The sequence below is a fragment of the Streptomyces canus genome (genome assembly GCF_001514145.1).
GTDB classification, from domain to species: domain Bacteria; phylum Actinomycetota; class Actinomycetes; order Streptomycetales; family Streptomycetaceae; genus Streptomyces; species Streptomyces canus.
Map to the genome: position 1 here is coordinate 576,328 of NZ_KQ948657.1, position 15,970 is coordinate 592,297.

Here is a 15,970-nt window from a genome sequence, read left to right on the forward strand (position 1 = left end):
GTCAGGCTCCCTTCCCCGTACGGCGTTCGGTCGGCTGGGTGACCCGGTCGAGCATCAGGCCGAGGCACACGATGGCGGCGCCCGCGACCAGGCCGGTCGCCAGGTCGCCCTGGGCCAGGCCGAAGACGGTGTCGTAGCCGAGCGCGCCACCGCCGACCAGGCCGCCGATGACGACGACGGCGAGCACGAGCACCACTCCCTGGTTGACGGCGAGCAGCAACGCGGACCGGGCGAGCGGGAGTTGGACCTGCCGCAGCTGCTGCCAGCTGGTCGCGCCGAGCGACTTCGAGGACTCCATCGCGGCCGGGTCGACCTGGCGCAGGCCCTGTGTGGTGATGCGGACGACGGCGGGCAGCGCGTAGACGACGGCCGCCGCCGCGGCGGGCGCGCGGCCCACGCCGAACAGCGCGACGACCGGGATCAAGTACACGAACTGCGGCATGGTCTGGAAGACGTCCAGGACGGGCCGGAGCAGCCGCTCGACACGGTCGCTGCGGGCCGCCGCGACGGCCGTCGCGAAGCCGAGGACGAGGGTGACGGCGACGGCCGCGAGGACCTGCGACAAGGTGTCCAGCGCCGATGTCCACACACCGAGGACGCCGATCGCGGCCATGGCGAGGACCGCGGTGAGCGCGGTGCGCCAGGTGCCGATCAGCCAGGCCAGGGTGGCGACGATGAGCAGCACGGACCACCAGGGCAGCCCCTGGAGCCCGTCGCGGACCGGGTCGAGGACCCAGGTGGTGAAATGGCCGGCCCAGTCGGCGGTGCCGCCGACGACGGGGACACCGGAGTAGAGGTGGCCCGTCATCCAGTCGACGGCCCGGTTGACGGGCTCGGCGATGTTCAGGGTCCAGCTGTCCGGCCAGTCGAGACGGCCCAGCAGACGCCCGGCCACCGCCACGACGACGGCTCCGGCGAGGGCGTACGCCCAACCCGCGCGCCCTCGTGGTTCGGTGCCGTCGCCCGCCGCGCCCGTCACCCGGTCGAGGACGACGGCGAGCAGCACGATCGGGATGCCGGCCGCGAGCGCCGCGCCCACGTCGACCGAGGCCAGCGCCTGGTAGACGCGGTCACCGAGGCCGGCGGCGCCGATCACGGAGGCGATGACGGCCATCGACAGCGCCATCATGATCGTCTGGTTGAGGCCGAGGAGGAGTTCCTTGCGGGCCAGCGGGATACGCGCGGTCAGCAGCCGCTGGCGGGCGGTGGTGCCGAGCGACTCGACCGCCTCCAGGACCTCCTTGTCCGCGCCCTGCAGGCCGAGCGCGGTGAGGCGGGCCATGGGCGGGGCGGCGTAGACGACGGTCGCGAGGACGGCGGCGGGCACGCCCATGCCGAAGACCAGGACCACCGGGAGGAGGTAGGCGTAGGCGGGCATCACCTGCATGGTGTCCAGGACCGGACGCAGGATCTTGTCCATACGGCGGGACAGCCCGGCGGCGAGACCCAGCAGGACACCGACGACGACCGAGGCGAGGACGGCGACGACCATCAGGGCCAGGGTCTGCATGGTGGGGACCCACATGCCGAGCAGACCGCAGGCGAGGAACGCCGCCGTCGTGCCCACGGCGAGCCTGACGCCGGCGACCCGCCAGGCCACGAGCGCACCGAACGCGGTGACGCCGGCCCAGCCCGCGCCGAGCAGGACGAGATACACGGCGCGTACGGAGATCACGACGGCGTTGCTGACGTAGCCGAAGAAGTAGAGGAACAGCGGGTGGCTGTCGCGGTTGTCGATGATCCAGTCGCTCGCCTTGGAGAGCGGGCTCGTGAGGTCGACGGTGAGGGCGCTCGGCCAGCTGCCGCTGGCCCAGCGGGCGTTGGCGAGTGGCACGAGGACCGCGGCGGCGAGGGCGATGAGCAGGAGCTTGTGGACGGCCCGGTGCCTGAGCAGACCGCTGGGCAGGGCGCGGGGTGTGGACGCGGTGACGGTTGCCATCAGACGGCCTCCTTGCGGAGCTCCGTTCCGGCGGCGCCCTTGCCGAGCTCCGTTCCGGCGACGACGCCGAGGAGGCGTTCGTGGTCGACGACGCCGAGGCACCGTCCGTTCTCCACGACGCACGCCGGCCTGCCGCTGCCGGCCACGACCTTGATCGCGTCGGCGACGACGGAGTCCGGGGCCAGTGCGCCCGGGTGGGTCGGACCCGCGCAGTCGCCCGGCTTCATGGCCCTGCGGACCGTCATCACCTGTTCGCGCGGCACGTCCCGGACGAACTCGCGGACATAGCCGTCGGCCGGGGAGCCGACGATCTCCTCCGGGGTGCCTAGCTGGACGACCTTGCCGTCACGCATCAGGGCGATCCGGTCGCCGAGTTTGAGGGCCTCGCTCAGGTCGTGGGTGATGAAGACCATCGTGCGGCCCTCCTCGCGGTGCAGGCGGACGACCTCCTCCTGCATGTCCCGCCGGATCAGCGGGTCGAGCGCGCTGAACGGCTCGTCGAAGAGGAGGACCTGCGGGTCCACCGCCAGCGCCCGGGCCAGGCCGACGCGTTGCTGCTGGCCGCCGGACAGCTGGGCGGGCCTGCGCTGTTCCATGCCCTCCAGGCCGACCTTGGCGACGACCTCGGCGGCCCGTGCCCGGCGTTCGGCCTTGCCCATGCCCTGGATCTCCAGGCCGTACGCCACGTTGTCGAGGACCGTGCGGTGCGGGAGGAGGCCGAAGTGCTGGAAGACCATCGCGGCGCGGTGGCGGCGCAGTTCGCGCAGCCGGGACTTGTCCATCGCGCGGACGTCCTCGCCGTCGATGCGGATCGTGCCGGCGGTCGGCTCGATGAGCCGGGTCAGACAGCGCACCAGCGTGGACTTGCCGGAGCCGGACAGGCCCATGACGACGAAGACCTCGCCCTTGCGGACATCGAAGCTCACGTCGCGGACGGCCGCCGTGCAGCCCGTCTGCGCGCGCAGGTCGGCGGGGTCGAGGGCGGACAGTTCGGCGTCCTCGGGAACGCGGTCCGCCTTGGGGCCGAACACCTTCCACAGGCCGTCGACGGAGAACACCGCCTGGTCCGTCGTCGGCGGCTTCTCCATGGTCGCGGTCGTACTCATCACGCACCACCTCCCAGCAGGTCTACGGCTTTCTCGCCGACCATGAGCACCCCGATCATCGGGTTCACGGCGGTCATGGTCGGGAACACGGACGCGTCGGCGATGCGGATGCCGTCCAGGCCCCGGATCCTCAACTCGGGGTCCACCACGGCCAGTTCGTCGTCGGCGGCACCCATACGGCAGGTGCCCGCCGGGTGGTACACGGTGTGCGCGACCTTGCGGGCGTACTCGCTCAGCTCCACGTCACCGGTGACGTCGGGGCCCGGGCACACCTCCCGCTTCAGCCAGCCGGCGAGCGGTTCGGTCCGCGCGATCTCGCGGGCGATTTTGATCCCGTCGACGAGAGTGCGGCCGTCGTAGTCGTCCTCGTCGGTGAAGTAGCGGAAGTCGAGTGCGGGCTTGACGGCCGGGTCGGCACTCGTGAGGTACAGGCGGCCGCGGCTCTTCGGCTTGGGGATGTTCGGGGTCATCGAGACGCCGTACGCCGGGCGTTCGTACCCGAGACGTTCCGGGTTGTCCGTGAAGGGCACCTGGTAGAAGTGGAACATCAGGTCGGGGCCCGCGTGTTCGGGGTCGCGGCGCACGAACAGGCCCGCGTCGGAGTCCATCGCGGAGTTCTCGGGGATCGGTCCGTTCGTCTCCCAGACGATCACCGACTCGGGGTGGTCGAGGAGGTTCTCGCCGACGCCCGGCAGGTCGTGCGCGACCGGGATGCCGAGTGCTTCGAGGTCCGCACGCGGGCCGATGCCGGAGTGGAGCAGCAGACGCGGCGAGTCGACGGCACCGGCGCACAGCAGGACTTCGCGGCGGGCCCTGATCAGGGTCTCCTCGCCGTCCTTCGTCCGCACGTGCACGCCTTCCGCCCGCGTGCCGTCCAGCTCCAGCCTGTACGCCCAGGTCTCCAGGAAGAGGCGGAGGTTGGGCCGCTCGTCCATCACCGGGTGCAGATACGCCACCGAGGCCGACGAGCGCTTGTTGCTCTCCGGGTGGTAGGCCAGGTCGAAGAAGCCGACGCCGTCGTCGAACGGCTTCTTGTTGAAGCCCTCCACGCGGGGCACGTCCAGCGCCTTCTGGGCGGCGTCGACGAAGTCGCGGGCGATGGCGTTCCGGTCCTTCTCGTCGACCGGGACGATGTTGTTCTTCAGCCGGGCGTAGTACGCCTCCATCGGCACCGCGCCCCAGCCCTTGGCGCCCGCCTGCTCCCACTCGTCCCAGTCGGAGGGCAGCGGCTTGAAGGCGATCAGCGTGTTGTGGGAGGAGCAGCCGCCGAGGACCCGGGCGCGGCTGTGCCGGATGTGGGAGTTGCCGCGCGGCTGCTCTGTGGTGGGGTAGTCGTAGTCGAGTTCGCCGCCGAGCAGGCCCATCCAGCGGCGCAGGGTGAGGACGTCGTCTCTGCCGACGTCGCTGGGGCCGCCCTCGATGACGGCGACGGTGACGTCGGGGTTCTCGGTGAGACGGGAGGCTATGACGGAGCCTGCCGTTCCGCCGCCTATGACGACGTAGTCGTACTCCTGTTTGAGCTCGGACATGGGGGTACTCCAGGGAAGTCTTGGGAGAGAGAGGGGCGAGTGGTCTCAGCCGGCGAACCAGCGGACCGGCTTCGGCGCGAGGTTCTGGTAGACGTGCTTGCTCTCGCGGTACTCCGCGAGTCCGGCGGGGCCGAGCTCGCGGCCCACTCCGCTCTTCCCGAAGCCGCCCCACTCCGCCTGCGGGAGGTAGGGGTGGAAGTCGTTGATCCAGACGGTCCCGTGGCGGAGACGGCCGGCGACCCTGCGGGCACGTCCGGCGTCGGTGGTCCAGACGGCGCCGGCGAGGCCGTACTCGGTGTCGTTGGCGAGGGCGATCGCCTCGTCCTCGGTGCGGAAGGTCTCGACGGTGAGGACCGGTCCGAAGACCTCCTCCCGCACGACCCGCATCTCGCGGTGGCAGCGGTCGAGGACGGTCGGCTCGTAGAAGTAGCCGTCGGCGGGACGCTCGGCCGACGGCTCGGGGCGCTGTCCGCCGGAGCGCAGCACCGCGCCCTCGGCGAGCGCGGAGGCGACGTACGACTCGACCTTGGCGCGCTGCTGCTCGGAGACCAGCGGCCCGCACTCGACACCGTCCTCGGTGCCGCGGCCGAGGCGGATCTTCGAGGCCCGGCGGGCGAGTTCGGCGACGAAGCGGTCCCGGACGGACTCCTCGACGATGAGGCGGCCGCCCGCGGAGCAGACCTGGCCGCTGTGGATGAAGGCGGCGTTGAGGGCCTGGTCGACGGCGGTGTCGAAGCCCTGGGGGGTGGCGCAGGCGTCGGCGAAGACGACGTTGGGGTTCTTGCCGCCGAGTTCGAGGGCGACCTTCTTCACCGAGACGGCCGCCGCCTGCGCGACCTTCGTGCCGCTGACCAGGCCACCGGTGAAGGAGACGAGGTCCACGTCGGGGTGCTCGGCGAGCCGGGCGCCGACCGTGTGGCCGGGCCCGGTGACGATGTTGGCCACGCCTTCCGGCAGACCGGCCTCGACCATCAGCTCGATGAGGGCGATCGTCGTCATCGGGGTGATCTCGCTCGGCTTGACCACGAAGGTGTTGCCGGCCGCGAGCGCGGGAGCGATCTTCCAACTGGCCTGGAGAAGCGGGTAGTTCCAGGGCGTGATCAGCGCGCACACGCCGACGGGTTCGTGGACGACGACGCTGTGGATGTCGGTCGAGCCGGCGTCGACCACCCGGCCCGGCGCCTCGCCCGCGACCAGGTCGGCGAAGTAGCGGAAGGCGTCGGCGACACAGTCGATGTCGACCCGGCCCTCCTCCACGGTCTTGCCCGCGTCACGGCTCTCCAGCAGGCCGAGCTCTTCGCGGTCGCGTACAAGAAGATCGGCGACGCGGCGCAGAAGTGCCGCGCGTTCGGCGACGGGGGTGAGCGGCCAGGGGCCTTGTCCCGAGTCGAAGGCCTGGCGGGCGGCGGCGACCGCCAGGTCGGTGTCCTTCTCGTCCCCCTCGGCGACCACGGCGAACGGCCGCGCGTCGGCAGGGTCGAGGATCTCGCGGGTGGCTCCGGAGACGGCTGCGCGCCACTCGCCGCCCGCGTGGATGGTCTGCGGCTCCTGCCGCGCCTGCTGTCCGGCCATGATCGGTGTTGCCTTCCGTTCCTGTTCAGTTCCCCTGCGTCACACGGGTGTCACTCACGGGGACCGTCGTCGCCTGCCCCCGCGCCTCGATTGCATGCGCAATCGGTGGCCGAAAGTGGGCTGGCTCACTGAACATGAGGGCAAAGCAGGACAAAAGGAAAGGCTGCGGGTGCGGCCGGACGCCGGTTCAGTCGATCGACGCCGCGTCGCAGGAGTACGGCGCGCAGAAGCCGGAGAGAGCGGTGGTCAGGAGCTCCAGTTCGTCCTGGCTGCCGTCGTCCTCCAGGCCGTACGCGGCGATCGCGTAGATGAGGCCGTCCTGGGCGACGAACCGCTCGTCGTAGACGTGCCAGGGGCCCACGTCCGGCTCACCGCTGAGGGAGTCGGCCCGGTACTCCAGGCGTTCACCCGTGAACCCGTCCTCCTCGACGGGCTGGAGGTCCAGCTTCTCGAAGCCGTCCGGCTTGCTGGTCTCGGCGGAGAGGTAGAGCTCGAAGGACGCCTCCGGGGACTCCTCCGCGACCTGGTAGACCTGAAGCCGGCGTTCGCCGTCCGCGCTGCGGTAGTTGACCACGTCGATGCCGTACTTGGACGTCACGGTGGTGCGCGACCAGCCCGCGGGCCGTGCGATACGGAAGCCCTCCTCGTCCTCGTACAGCTCGTATCCGGCGGGGAGTTCGGGCGCCGAGGCGAGCGGGGACGCCGTGTCCTCGGTCGGCGAGGGGGTCGGCGACTCGTAGGGGCCGCTCTGCTGTGAGACGACTCCCGTGGGCGTCGGGTTCGCGTCACCGGCCTTGTCGTCCTCGTCCCCGCCGCCGACAAGCGTCAGCATCAGGGTCACGGCGACCCCGACGGCGGCGACCCCGCCGAGCACGGACCAGAGGAGCCGACGGTTCGTTCCGGTGGGAGGCGCGGTGACGGCCGTCTGAGCGGCCGTCTGAGCGGCGGTCGGTGCGGCGGTCTGTGCGGCGGTCGACCAGGAAGTCCCCGACCACTCGGCCGAGGGCGCGGATCCGGCACCGAGCTGCTCGACGGAGGACCAGCCGCCGTCGGGGGCGCCGGGTCCGTGCCAGGTGCTGCCGCCTCCGGTTCCGGGCCAGCCGGCGGGAGGGGAGGGCGGGGGCGGCAGGACGGGGGCGGCCTTGGCAGACGGTTCCGTGGAGCCGGACCCCGCAGCCGCGCCCACGGTCTTGTCGGGGGCCGCCTCCGCGCCGACCGACCCGGCCGCCGGCGGCCACACGGGCGCGACCGGCCCGGCCGTGGGCGCGGCGGTCCCGTCAGCCGGCGGCGCCCCGGCCGATGCTCCGGCCGCGGCCCCGGACACCCCCGGCGGCCACGTCGGCACAGCGCCCGGCCGGGCCGGTGGCGGCGGAGTGACCGGACCGGTCGCGGTCCCGCTCCCGTCGCCCTCCTCCCACCGCTGCGTCTCCTCGTTCCAGTACCGCACGCCCCCGCTCATGGCGTCCCCTTCCCCTTCACCGCGTCCCCCGTAGACCGGCACTTACCGCACCGCGCCCTCTCACAATCCCAGCAGCCCCGCCACGGCCCCCGCCGAAGCGACCAGACCGACCAGCGCCTGCGAGTCGTCCAGCAGCGCCCGCAGGCGTTCCCGACGGGTCGGCCCCGCCTGCCCCGTCGTGACGATCTCCTCCTCCGTCTCGGCCAGGGCGCTGTCCAGTGCCGCCGTCTCGTCGGTGGCCCGGAGTCGCGTGAGGTCCTCGCGGAGTTCCCGTACGGCGGTCAGGAGCGCCTCGGCGGCCTCGTCCCGCTGGGGCGCCGTACCGTGGTGGCTCTCGGCGTGCGCGTGGCTGCCGATGGCGAAGGTGCTGCCGTGGACACCACCGCTGATGCTGACGCCTGGCTCATCCGTTGTCATTGCCGCTGGTTCCCTTCTGCGGCGCGGACCCCGCGCCGCCGTTGCCGGAGGACGCGGTGGCGTTCTTGCCCACCGCGAAGGTGCTGCCGTGGACACCGCCCTCGACGTTCACGCCGCCGCTGCTGATGTTCACGATCTTCTGGACGAACTCGCCGGTCTGGTAACCGGATTCGGCCAGCGCGGTCAGCACGCCGTGCGCGACCCGGTCCTGCACGCTCCTGAGGTAGCGGGAGGCGTCCATCTCCTGGAAACGGGACCCCTCGTCCACCGAGCCCAGCTCCCGCACCGACAGCGCCGGACCGTCGGGCAGCGCGCCCGCGTGGCCGCCGGTCAGCAGCTTCCACGCGTACCCCACGCCCCTGCCCAGGGTGACCAGGGAGCGGGCCGCGGAGCCCGGCACCCGGGCCACCGCCCAGGCCGCCTTCCCGACGACGTTGTTGTGCCGGTAGGTGTGGGCCGTGCGGTCGGCGTCCTTGAAGTCCTCGCGCACCGGCAGCAGCACATGCGGGGCGATCTCCAGCATGAGCATCCGGCCCTGGGTGTGGACCCGCACGAAGACCGTGACGACCAGCTCCTCCTCCCATCCGCCGACCCGGATCCGCAGGAAGTGCCGCCGCTTCTCGGCGCCCTCCTCGACCGCGCGCGCCCGGTGGTCCTCGAAGGCCTGCGGGTGGTACGGCGCCTCCTCGCGCCGACGCAGCCCCTCCGCGGGCAGGAACACGCACTCGTCGATCTCCAGCCAGCGCAGCCGGTCGCGGACCGTGTGTCCGGCGAACTCGGAGGGCAGCCGCAGCTGTTCGAGCAGCGGGCGGATCTTCTCCAGGACCGCGCGGTTGTTCAGCGGCAGCTGTTCCTTCTTCATCTCGTCGGGCCGCAGCTCGACGGCGAGCACCCAGGTCTCGTAGGCGGCCCCGGCCCCGCAGAAGGGACGCTTCTCGTGGTACATGACCAGCGGCGCGTGCTGCTCGATCCGGATGCGCTGCTTCAGCCGCTGGAACCGCTGTCCCTCGGCCCGCTCGGCGGGGTCGCCGGCCGCGTCAGGGAAGCGCTGCGGGGACAGTTCGGCGCCCATCGCCCGGGCGAACTGTCCGCGCTGCGCGGCCACGCACCCCGCGATCAGCGCGAAGACGACGATCACCAGCCAGGCCTGCAGGGGCCCGATCAGCCCGCTGACCCCGTCGAAGTCGGGGAACAGCAGATCGGACGGGCCGGTCGAGTCGCCGTAGGAGCCGTACGAGTCGCCATAGCCGTACGAGTCACCGTAGGACGAGGAGTCGTCGTCGCCTCCGCCGAACGCGACGACGAGGGCCAGGATCAGGAACGTGGCGAAGACGAGCCGCCCCCACCAGCGCACGAAGAAGGCCGGCACCCGCCGGTACAGCGGCGGGTTCGCGCTCTTGCCCCGGATCCATGAGGCGGCCGCGAGCATCAGGCTGGGACCGAGGAACACGAACATCAGCCCACCGGTCAGCGGCAGCCCGATCACCCACAGGCCCAGGATCAGCCCGGCCCACAGGAGCTCCTGGCGCCGGGCCCGCAGCGCGTGCGCGAGCACCCGGGCCGCGTCGAGGCCGAGCGAGGGCGCCACGATCCGCTGTTCGTTCAGGTGCAGCTGCTCGATGACCCGGTCCCGGTAACCGGAATCCAGGTAGGTGCCCGCGCACAGCAGCCGGGTCGCCTCACTGGCGTGCGGTGGCGTGGCCGGTCCGGGTGGTGCCGACGAAGGCGGTGCGCCGCCCGATGTCGGCTGCGGTTGCTGAGGCACGAACGCAGTACTCACGCCACTTCCCCCGATGCGTGCAAAGGCCTTGCTCAGTGCTGTTGTTGACAACCAATCAGCATAGAGGTGCGGGTGGGGTCGGCAAACCGGAATGCGGACCTGTGGACAGCGGCAGATTCATTTGACTAAAGTCAAAGATTATGGACCCGGTGTCGACAGTGCACGTGGCGGAGTTCCGCCGGTTCAACCGCTACTTCACCCGCCGTATCGGCGCCCTGGACGACCACTACCTCGGCCAGGACCGCCCGCTCGGCGAGGCGCGGCTGCTGTTCGAGATCGGTGAGGGGGTCTCGCTGCGCGAGCTCAGGACCCGGCTCGGTCTGGACGCCGGATATCTGAGCCGGATGGCGAAGACCCTGCAGGCGCAGGGCATGGTCCGGATCAGCGTCCACCCGGGCGACAGCCGGCTGCGCATGGTCGAGCTGACCCGCGCCGGACGCATCGAACTCGACGAGCAGAACCGCAGGGCCGACGCCCTCGCGGCCGGTCTGCTCGACGGACTCACCGGGCCCCAGCGCGACCGGCTCACGGAGGCGATGAGCACCGCCCAGCGCCTGCTGCGCCTGGCCGGTATCACCGTGGCCCGGGTCGACGGCGCCGCCCCCGACGCCCGCGCCTGCCTCGACGCCTACGCCGCCGACATCGACGCCCGCTTCCCGGAGGGCTTCGACAAGTCCGACCTGGTGCGCCCCGAGGAGGTGTCCGGGAACGCGGGCGCGTTCTTCGTGGCGTACGAGGAGGGCCGCCCCGTGGGCTGCGGCGCGCTGCGCCGGCTGGAGCCGCGCGTCGGCGAGATCCGCCATGTGTGGGTGCACCCGGACGCCCGCCGCCTCGGCCTCGCCCGGCGGATCCTCGCGGCCCTGGAGACGGAGGCCGCCGCCCGCCGCCTGGCCGTCCTTCGGCTCGACACGCACGCCTCGCTCACCGAGGCGCGGACGATGTACCTGGCGTGCGGCTACACGGAGATCCCGCCGTACGTGGACCACGTCTACGGCGACTACTGGTTCGAGAAGCGACTGACCGGCTGACCTCGGGTCTCGGCGGACCGAGGGCTCACTCCGCCCCCACGCCGCACTCCGTGTCCGCCGGGCAGAAGGAGGCCAGCGCCCTGGTGAGCGGCTCGCGCACCAGCGCGGGCGCGAGGGCGGCGGGGCCGGTGGCGCGGATCGCGTACAGCCTCCCGTCGGCGGCCCGGAAGCGGTGGTCGACGACCTGGCGGGCGCCGAGGTCCGTGTCGTCGTAGCGGTAGGCGAGCTCGGCCCAGGTGGTGCCGGAGGCCCGGTCGACGACCTGGTAGCCGGGCCGGCGCGAGAAGCCGTAGCCGGGGTCGTTCTCGGCCAGGCCGAGGGACTGGGCCGGGGTGTCCTCCGCGACCCGGAAGACCTGGAGCCGTCGGCCGTCGGCGGGGGCGTCGTAGACGACGATCGGAGCGGACTCGCCCTGCTTCTCGGTGCGGGTCCAGCCCCGGGGAACGTCGACGGTGTAGCCGACGGGATCCTGGACACGGCGGTACCCCGAGGCGGTGGAGGCGGAAGCCGACGGGGACGGCGTGGCCGTGACGCTCGGGGCCGGACCGGCGCCCCTTCCGGAACCGGATCCGAGGGAGGTGTCGCGGAGGAACCACCAGACACCGACCCCGACCGAGACCCCGACCAGGACGGCCACCGCGAGGGCGGCGAGCACCCGTCGGACCCGGTGGGGCGCGTGCGGGGGACCCGTGGGAGCCGCCGCCGCCGGTGGCCACTCAGGGGCGGGGGCAGCCGGTGTCCCGGCCGTCGCCCAGGGAGGCGCGAAGGAGGTCTGTGTCCGGGCGGACGCCCACGGCGGGGCGGTCCCCGTCTCCCCCGAGCTCCAGGCCGCCCGGCCTCTCTCCTCGCTCGGTTCGTGTTCCGCTCCGGAACCGGAGCTGTAGCCGTTCCAGCCGTTCATATCGAACCCCCCGCATCACCCCACCGGGTACTGCGTCGACCGTAGGGCGAAAAACGGCCACGGGCCCTGTTCCGGAAGGAACCGGAACAGGGCCCGTGCAGGCTCGTGACAGAGCCGTCGAGAAGACTCAGATGAGGCCGAGCGCGCGTACCGCCTCGCGCTCCTCCTCGAGCTCCTTCACGGAGGCGTCGATGCGGGCGCGGGAGAACTCGTTGATCTCCAGGCCCTGGACGATCTCGTAGACGCCGTCCTTGGTGGTGACGGGGAAGGACGAGATCAGGCCTTCCGGGACGCCGTAGGAACCGTCCGACGGGATACCCATGGAGGTCCAGTCGCCGTCCGCGGTGCCGTTGACCCAGGTGTGGACGTGGTCGATGGCGGCGTTGGCGGCCGAGGCGGCGGAGGACGCGCCACGGGCCTCGATGATCGCGGCGCCGCGCTTGGCGACGGTCGGGATGAAGTCCTCGGCCAGCCACTTCTCGTCGTTGACGGTCTCGGCGGCGTTCTTGCCTGCCACCGTGGCGTGGAAGATGTCCGGGTACTGGGTGGCGGAGTGGTTGCCCCAGATGGTCAGACGCTTGATGTCGGCGACCGTGGTGCCCGTCTTCTTCGCGAGCTGGGTCAGCGCGCGGTTGTGGTCCAGGCGGGTCATCGCGGTGAAGCGCGCGGCCGGTACGTCCGGGGCGGCGGCCTGGGCGATCAGCGCGTTGGTGTTGGCCGGGTTGCCGACGACCAGGATCTTCACGTCGTCCGCGGCGTGGTCGTTGATGGCCTTGCCCTGCGGCTTGAAGATGCCGCCGTTGGCCTCCAGGAGGTCACCGCGCTCCATGCCCTTGGTGCGGGGGCGGGCGCCGACGAGCAGACCGACGTTGGTGCCGTCGAAGGCGACGTTCGGGTCGTCCGTGATGTCGATGCCCTGGAGCAGCGGGAAGGCGCAGTCGTCGAGCTCCATGGCGGTGCCCTCGGCGGCCTTCAGCGCGGGGGTGATCTCCAGGAGGCGAAGCTTGACCGGCACGTCCGCGCCGAGCAGCTGGCCGGAGGCGATGCGGAAGAGCAGGGCGTAACCGATCTGGCCGGCCGCGCCGGTGACGGTGACGTTCACGGGAGTGCGGGTCATGGCGTTCTCCGTATGACAGCTGGCGGTGGGGCGTCCCTGCCCCGGACGTTTGATCGATCTCTTGGCGTCAAGAGAGATCCAGCGGTCAGGCTATCGCGCATCCGGGATGTCGGACGTCCGGCCCCGTGTGGCCCACCCCACAACCGCCCCGCGATCCCCCGACAAAAGAGGCGGCCGCCCGTCCGGGAGAGGGTGGACGAAGGCGGCCGCCGTATGGGGGTACCGGTTTCCGGACTCCCGTGGGGGTACGGTTCGCGTGCCCCCGATTCAGCACCCCATGCACGGTCGCTGAAGATTTACCTGTCCAGGGGTCACCCCCTCATTCGGTGCACCCCGACTGCCCGGAAGCCAGCGTCACGCAGGCCTTCGCCTCACCGGCGTCCTTCACGGCCACCATCGGCGTATAGGCGATCGTGTCCCCGGCCTCGGTGATGTTCCCGCTCTGCTCGGTCGCCTTCCCCGCGGTCACCTCGACCTTGTCCCCCTGCCCGGCCTGCGTGACCCTCCCCCAGGCCGCGCCACAGGTCTCGCTGTACCGCACCTCGACCACGGTCGCCCCCACCGTCGCGGTCTTGGCGGTCGTCACCAGGTTCCCACTGCATCCCATGGCCTCGGCGTCCTTGCCGGTGCAGCCCGCACCACTGCACTTCACCCCGGCGGGCAGCGAGACGGACGTGCTGGCGGACGGTGACGGGGACTTGTCGGCCCCCGTCCGCTTCTTGTCGCCGCCTCCGTCGGTCAGGAAGAACACGGCGGCGACCACGACCAGCACCCCGACGACCCCCGAGAGGAACATCGTCAGCCGCCGCTTCCCGCCACCGGAGCCACCGGACCCGGCCGACCCACCGGCGCCACCGGAGGGGGCGTCCCCGGGCCGCGCGTCCTGCGGCTCGTCGTACGGCCCGGGCGCCCCCGGCGTCCACGCCGGACCGCCGGCGGAGACGGGCGCCGCCGCGGCCGTACGTCCCGAGGAGGGCTGCGACGGCCCCTGATATCCGGCCACGCCCCAGGAGTTCTTGCCCGAGGAGCCCTGCCGCGCCTCCACGCTGTCGGCTTCCGGCGCCGTCGGCTGCGGCGGCACCGTGGGGGCGACTCCCGCGGGTCCCGCCACCCCCGGCGTCGCCGTCGCGCTGCTGCTCCTGCGGGCCGTCTTGCCGCCCTTGACGTTGGCGGGCGGCGCCCCGAACTCGCCGAGCGCGGCCCGCGCCTGGGAGATCCGGATGGCCTCCATGGTCATGTCGTGGCGCATCTCCGAACGGCTCCAGGCCCGTTCGGCGAGCTCCCACATCGTGGTCAGGTGAACGGGATTGGTGCCGGTGACCTCGGCCAGGGCGACGATCGCGCCCTTCGGCGCGAGCAGCCGGCCGTTGAGATACCGCTCCCAGGACGTCTTGCTGTAACCCGTGCGGTCGGCGACGGCCGCGATGCTCAGGCCGCTGCGGTCCACGAGCCGCCGCAATTGGCTCGCGAACTCCCTGACCTGCGGATCCAGTTCATCCGGCAAAGCCTTCCAGCGAGGCATTGCTCCCCCTCTTCCCCCCGGTCGGTGCTGTTTGTTCCCGCTCCCCCGTGCCCCCCACAGGAGTGCGTCCGCCAAGGATCTCAGCTCCCGGCGTGAAGACGCACGGGGGCGTCGGCAAGTTCGACACATTAGCTCCGCTGTCGAACGGTTCCGTGTCAAATGCGCGAACTTGTCAATACATCGTCACAGGAGGAACACACCAACACACCGGTAATAACGCCCGTCACGGGAGTTCCCGGCTCACCCGGACGCCACGGCACCGGCCACCCCGGCCAACAGCAGGAGGACAAGCAGAAGTACGGCGAACAGCAACAAGCGGTTCATTCCGCGGCCGCCCTCTTCGGGGCGCTCGTCCCACCACGGCAGGGTCGGATCGTCCTCGTACTCCTCGCCCCCGGCGGTCGGTGCGGGCGCCGTCGTCGGGCGGGGCCAGGCCTGGACCGCCAGTTCCCAGCGCACACCGAAGCGGTCGGCGTCGGTGGTGCCGAGACCCGCGATACGGCACAGGGCGGCGACGGCCTGGCGGGGCGGTGGCTGGGTGGCGTTGAGATAGCGGTGCCAGGAGGACTTGCTGTACGCGGTGCGGGCGCCGAGCGCGACCAGGCTGAGCCCCGTGCGGTCCTTGAGCTGTCTGAGCTGCTCCACGAAGTGCCGTACCTCCGGCGGCAGATCGTCGGGCAGCGCCTGCCAGCCACTCATCGCCCACCTCCACGGCGTCCTCACCTGCTTCCAGGCAAGTGACGACGCCAGAGGCCTGATCGGTTCCTCATCCGAGGGCGGTTGCGGCTGGTCGCGCACACCGTGCCGGAACGGTCACGGCTGTGCCACAGCGAACTGACAGCCGTTGAACAGGCCGTTCACGGCACGGGAAGCTGGGCCGTGACGGCGGTCCGTCCCTCATCGGGGGTGGGGGCGGACCGCCGTCCCGTGCTGCTCGGGTCAGCTGCTGCTGACCGTGAAGTGCAGGGTGTCCTTGAGGAAGGGGATCACCAGCCACGGGTTGGGCTGCACCATCATCGCCAGCAGGACGATCGCGGTGCCGAGCACGCCGTAGGTGGCGATGTCGGTGAAGCGCGAGCGCACGGCGAGCATGCCGACGTCCGGCAGCAGCCAGCGCAGCACTGCACCGGCGAGCAGGGCGAGGCCGATGAGCAGCGTGCCGTAACGGAACTGGTCCAGGGCGGTCAGCAGCAGCCCGAGCCCCACCGTGGCCAGCACGGCGAGCACCGGCCACTGCCGGGCGGGCGCCGGAGCGTCCCGCGGCGCGGCCCGGCCACCGCCCTCGGGCCGCGCGGTGTCCCTGGTGAACAGCGGAAACCGCCGGGTCGCCCGCCGGGGCCGCCCGTCGGCATCGGGCGCACTGATCGCGTCCCGCACGACGACTTCGGCCTGCGACTCGGGATCCGACAGGTTGTCCGACTCGCCATCGACGCCGTCCGACTCCTCGGCTGCACCCTCCGCGGCAACCGTGGCACCGGACTCCCGGGCCTCCTCCGCCTCGGCGGCGGTGGCACCCGACATACGGAGCTCCTCTGTCTCGGCCGTCCTGGCACCCGGCTTTCGGGACGCGCCCGGATGCCGGGAGTCCCGCACCGCGGTT

13 protein-coding genes are annotated in these 15,970 nt (G+C 71.9%); 1 reads left to right on the forward strand and 12 read right to left on the reverse strand.

The features are described from left to right. Position 1: 1 nt before the first annotated feature. From AQJ46_RS07505 to AQJ46_RS07535, 7 genes are all read right to left on the reverse strand, one after another. On the reverse strand, positions 2-1,939 hold the full coding sequence (locus AQJ46_RS07505) for an ABC transporter permease (protein WP_059204823.1): 1,938 nt from the start codon (positions 1,937-1,939) through the stop codon (positions 2-4). Next, a complete protein-coding gene (locus AQJ46_RS54105) occupies positions 1,939-3,045 on the reverse strand; it encodes a quaternary amine ABC transporter ATP-binding protein (protein ID WP_059204824.1) in 1,107 nt (368 codons plus the stop codon). Before AQJ46_RS54105 ends, AQJ46_RS07505 begins: the two co-directional genes overlap by 1 nt. Further along, a complete protein-coding gene (locus AQJ46_RS07515) occupies positions 3,045-4,574 on the reverse strand; it encodes a GMC family oxidoreductase (RefSeq protein WP_059204825.1) in 1,530 nt (509 codons plus the stop codon). The genes AQJ46_RS54105 and AQJ46_RS07515 overlap by 1 nt, the downstream gene beginning before the upstream one ends. Before the next feature lie 45 nt (positions 4,575-4,619). Then, complete coding sequence (locus tag AQJ46_RS07520; RefSeq protein ID WP_059204826.1) at positions 4,620-6,146, reverse strand: aldehyde dehydrogenase family protein; 1,527 nt, start codon at positions 6,144-6,146, stop codon at positions 4,620-4,622. A gap of 187 nt (positions 6,147-6,333) precedes the next feature. Further along, a complete protein-coding gene (locus tag AQJ46_RS07525) occupies positions 6,334-7,605 on the reverse strand; it encodes a hypothetical protein (protein WP_107117221.1) in 1,272 nt (423 codons plus the stop codon). Between the two features lie 60 nt (positions 7,606-7,665). Further along, positions 7,666-8,022, reverse strand: a complete 357-nt coding sequence (locus AQJ46_RS07530) for a hypothetical protein (protein WP_057607802.1) — start codon at positions 8,020-8,022, stop codon at positions 7,666-7,668. Further along, on the reverse strand, positions 8,009-9,802 hold the full coding sequence (locus AQJ46_RS07535; protein ID WP_059204828.1) for a hypothetical protein: 1,794 nt from the start codon (positions 9,800-9,802) through the stop codon (positions 8,009-8,011). The genes AQJ46_RS07530 and AQJ46_RS07535 overlap by 14 nt, the downstream gene beginning before the upstream one ends. Before the next feature lie 140 nt (positions 9,803-9,942). On the opposite strand from AQJ46_RS07535, the gene AQJ46_RS07540 reads away from it, so the two are divergent. Next, entirely contained in the window at positions 9,943-10,830 is an 888-nt protein-coding gene (locus AQJ46_RS07540; RefSeq protein WP_059204829.1) for a bifunctional helix-turn-helix transcriptional regulator/GNAT family N-acetyltransferase, read from the forward strand. A gap of 25 nt (positions 10,831-10,855) precedes the next feature. Here the strand turns inward: AQJ46_RS07540 and AQJ46_RS07545 are convergent, their stop codons facing one another. The 5 genes from AQJ46_RS07545 to AQJ46_RS07565 all read right to left on the reverse strand — a co-directional run bounded on the left by AQJ46_RS07545 (position 10,856) and on the right by AQJ46_RS07565 (position 15,891). Then, positions 10,856-11,731, reverse strand: coding sequence for a hypothetical protein (locus AQJ46_RS07545; RefSeq protein ID WP_059204830.1), 876 nt, complete (start codon positions 11,729-11,731; stop codon positions 10,856-10,858). A 127-nt stretch (positions 11,732-11,858) separates the two neighbouring features. Further along, positions 11,859-12,848 carry a malate dehydrogenase gene (locus tag AQJ46_RS07550; protein ID WP_059204831.1) on the reverse strand — a complete coding sequence of 330 codons (990 nt, stop codon included), beginning with the start codon at positions 12,846-12,848 and terminating at the stop codon, positions 11,859-11,861. A 319-nt stretch (positions 12,849-13,167) separates the two neighbouring features. Next, positions 13,168-14,370 (reverse strand): helix-turn-helix domain-containing protein, encoded by a 1,203-nt coding sequence (locus tag AQJ46_RS07555; protein WP_079072171.1) that lies wholly within the window; start codon positions 14,368-14,370, stop codon positions 13,168-13,170. A gap of 240 nt (positions 14,371-14,610) precedes the next feature. After that, the gene (locus AQJ46_RS07560; RefSeq protein WP_059204833.1) at positions 14,611-15,069 is read right to left on the reverse strand and encodes a helix-turn-helix domain-containing protein; all 459 of its coding nucleotides are present in this window, start codon (positions 15,067-15,069) and stop codon (positions 14,611-14,613) included. Positions 15,070-15,309: 240 nt separating this feature from the next. Beyond that, a complete protein-coding gene (locus AQJ46_RS07565) occupies positions 15,310-15,891 on the reverse strand; it encodes a DUF3017 domain-containing protein (protein WP_225887283.1) in 582 nt (193 codons plus the stop codon). Positions 15,892-15,970: the final 79 nt, after the last annotated feature.

Coding starts and splice junctions, on each gene's coding strand:
- AQJ46_RS07505 (WP_059204823.1), bottom strand. CDS start 1,939: ATGGCAACCGTCACCGCGTCCACACCCCGCGCCCTGCCCAGCGGTCTG.
- AQJ46_RS54105 (WP_059204824.1), bottom strand. CDS start 3,045: ATGAGTACGACCGCGACCATGGAGAAGCCGCCGACGACGGACCAGGCG.
- AQJ46_RS07515 (WP_059204825.1), bottom strand. CDS start 4,574: ATGTCCGAGCTCAAACAGGAGTACGACTACGTCGTCATAGGCGGCGGA.
- AQJ46_RS07520 (WP_059204826.1), bottom strand. CDS start 6,146: ATGGCCGGACAGCAGGCGCGGCAGGAGCCGCAGACCATCCACGCGGGC.
- AQJ46_RS07525 (WP_107117221.1), bottom strand. CDS start 7,605: ATGAGCGGGGGCGTGCGGTACTGGAACGAGGAGACGCAGCGGTGGGAG.
- AQJ46_RS07530 (WP_057607802.1), bottom strand. CDS start 8,022: ATGACAACGGATGAGCCAGGCGTCAGCATCAGCGGTGGTGTCCACGGC.
- AQJ46_RS07540 (WP_059204829.1), top strand. CDS start 9,943: ATGGACCCGGTGTCGACAGTGCACGTGGCGGAGTTCCGCCGGTTCAAC.
- AQJ46_RS07545 (WP_059204830.1), bottom strand. CDS start 11,731: ATGAACGGCTGGAACGGCTACAGCTCCGGTTCCGGAGCGGAACACGAA.
- AQJ46_RS07550 (WP_059204831.1), bottom strand. CDS start 12,848: ATGACCCGCACTCCCGTGAACGTCACCGTCACCGGCGCGGCCGGCCAG.
- AQJ46_RS07555 (WP_079072171.1), bottom strand. CDS start 14,370: ATGCCTCGCTGGAAGGCTTTGCCGGATGAACTGGATCCGCAGGTCAGG.
- AQJ46_RS07560 (WP_059204833.1), bottom strand. CDS start 15,069: ATGAGTGGCTGGCAGGCGCTGCCCGACGATCTGCCGCCGGAGGTACGG.
- AQJ46_RS07565 (WP_225887283.1), bottom strand. CDS start 15,891: ATGTCGGGTGCCACCGCCGCCGAGGCGGAGGAGGCCCGGGAGTCCGGT.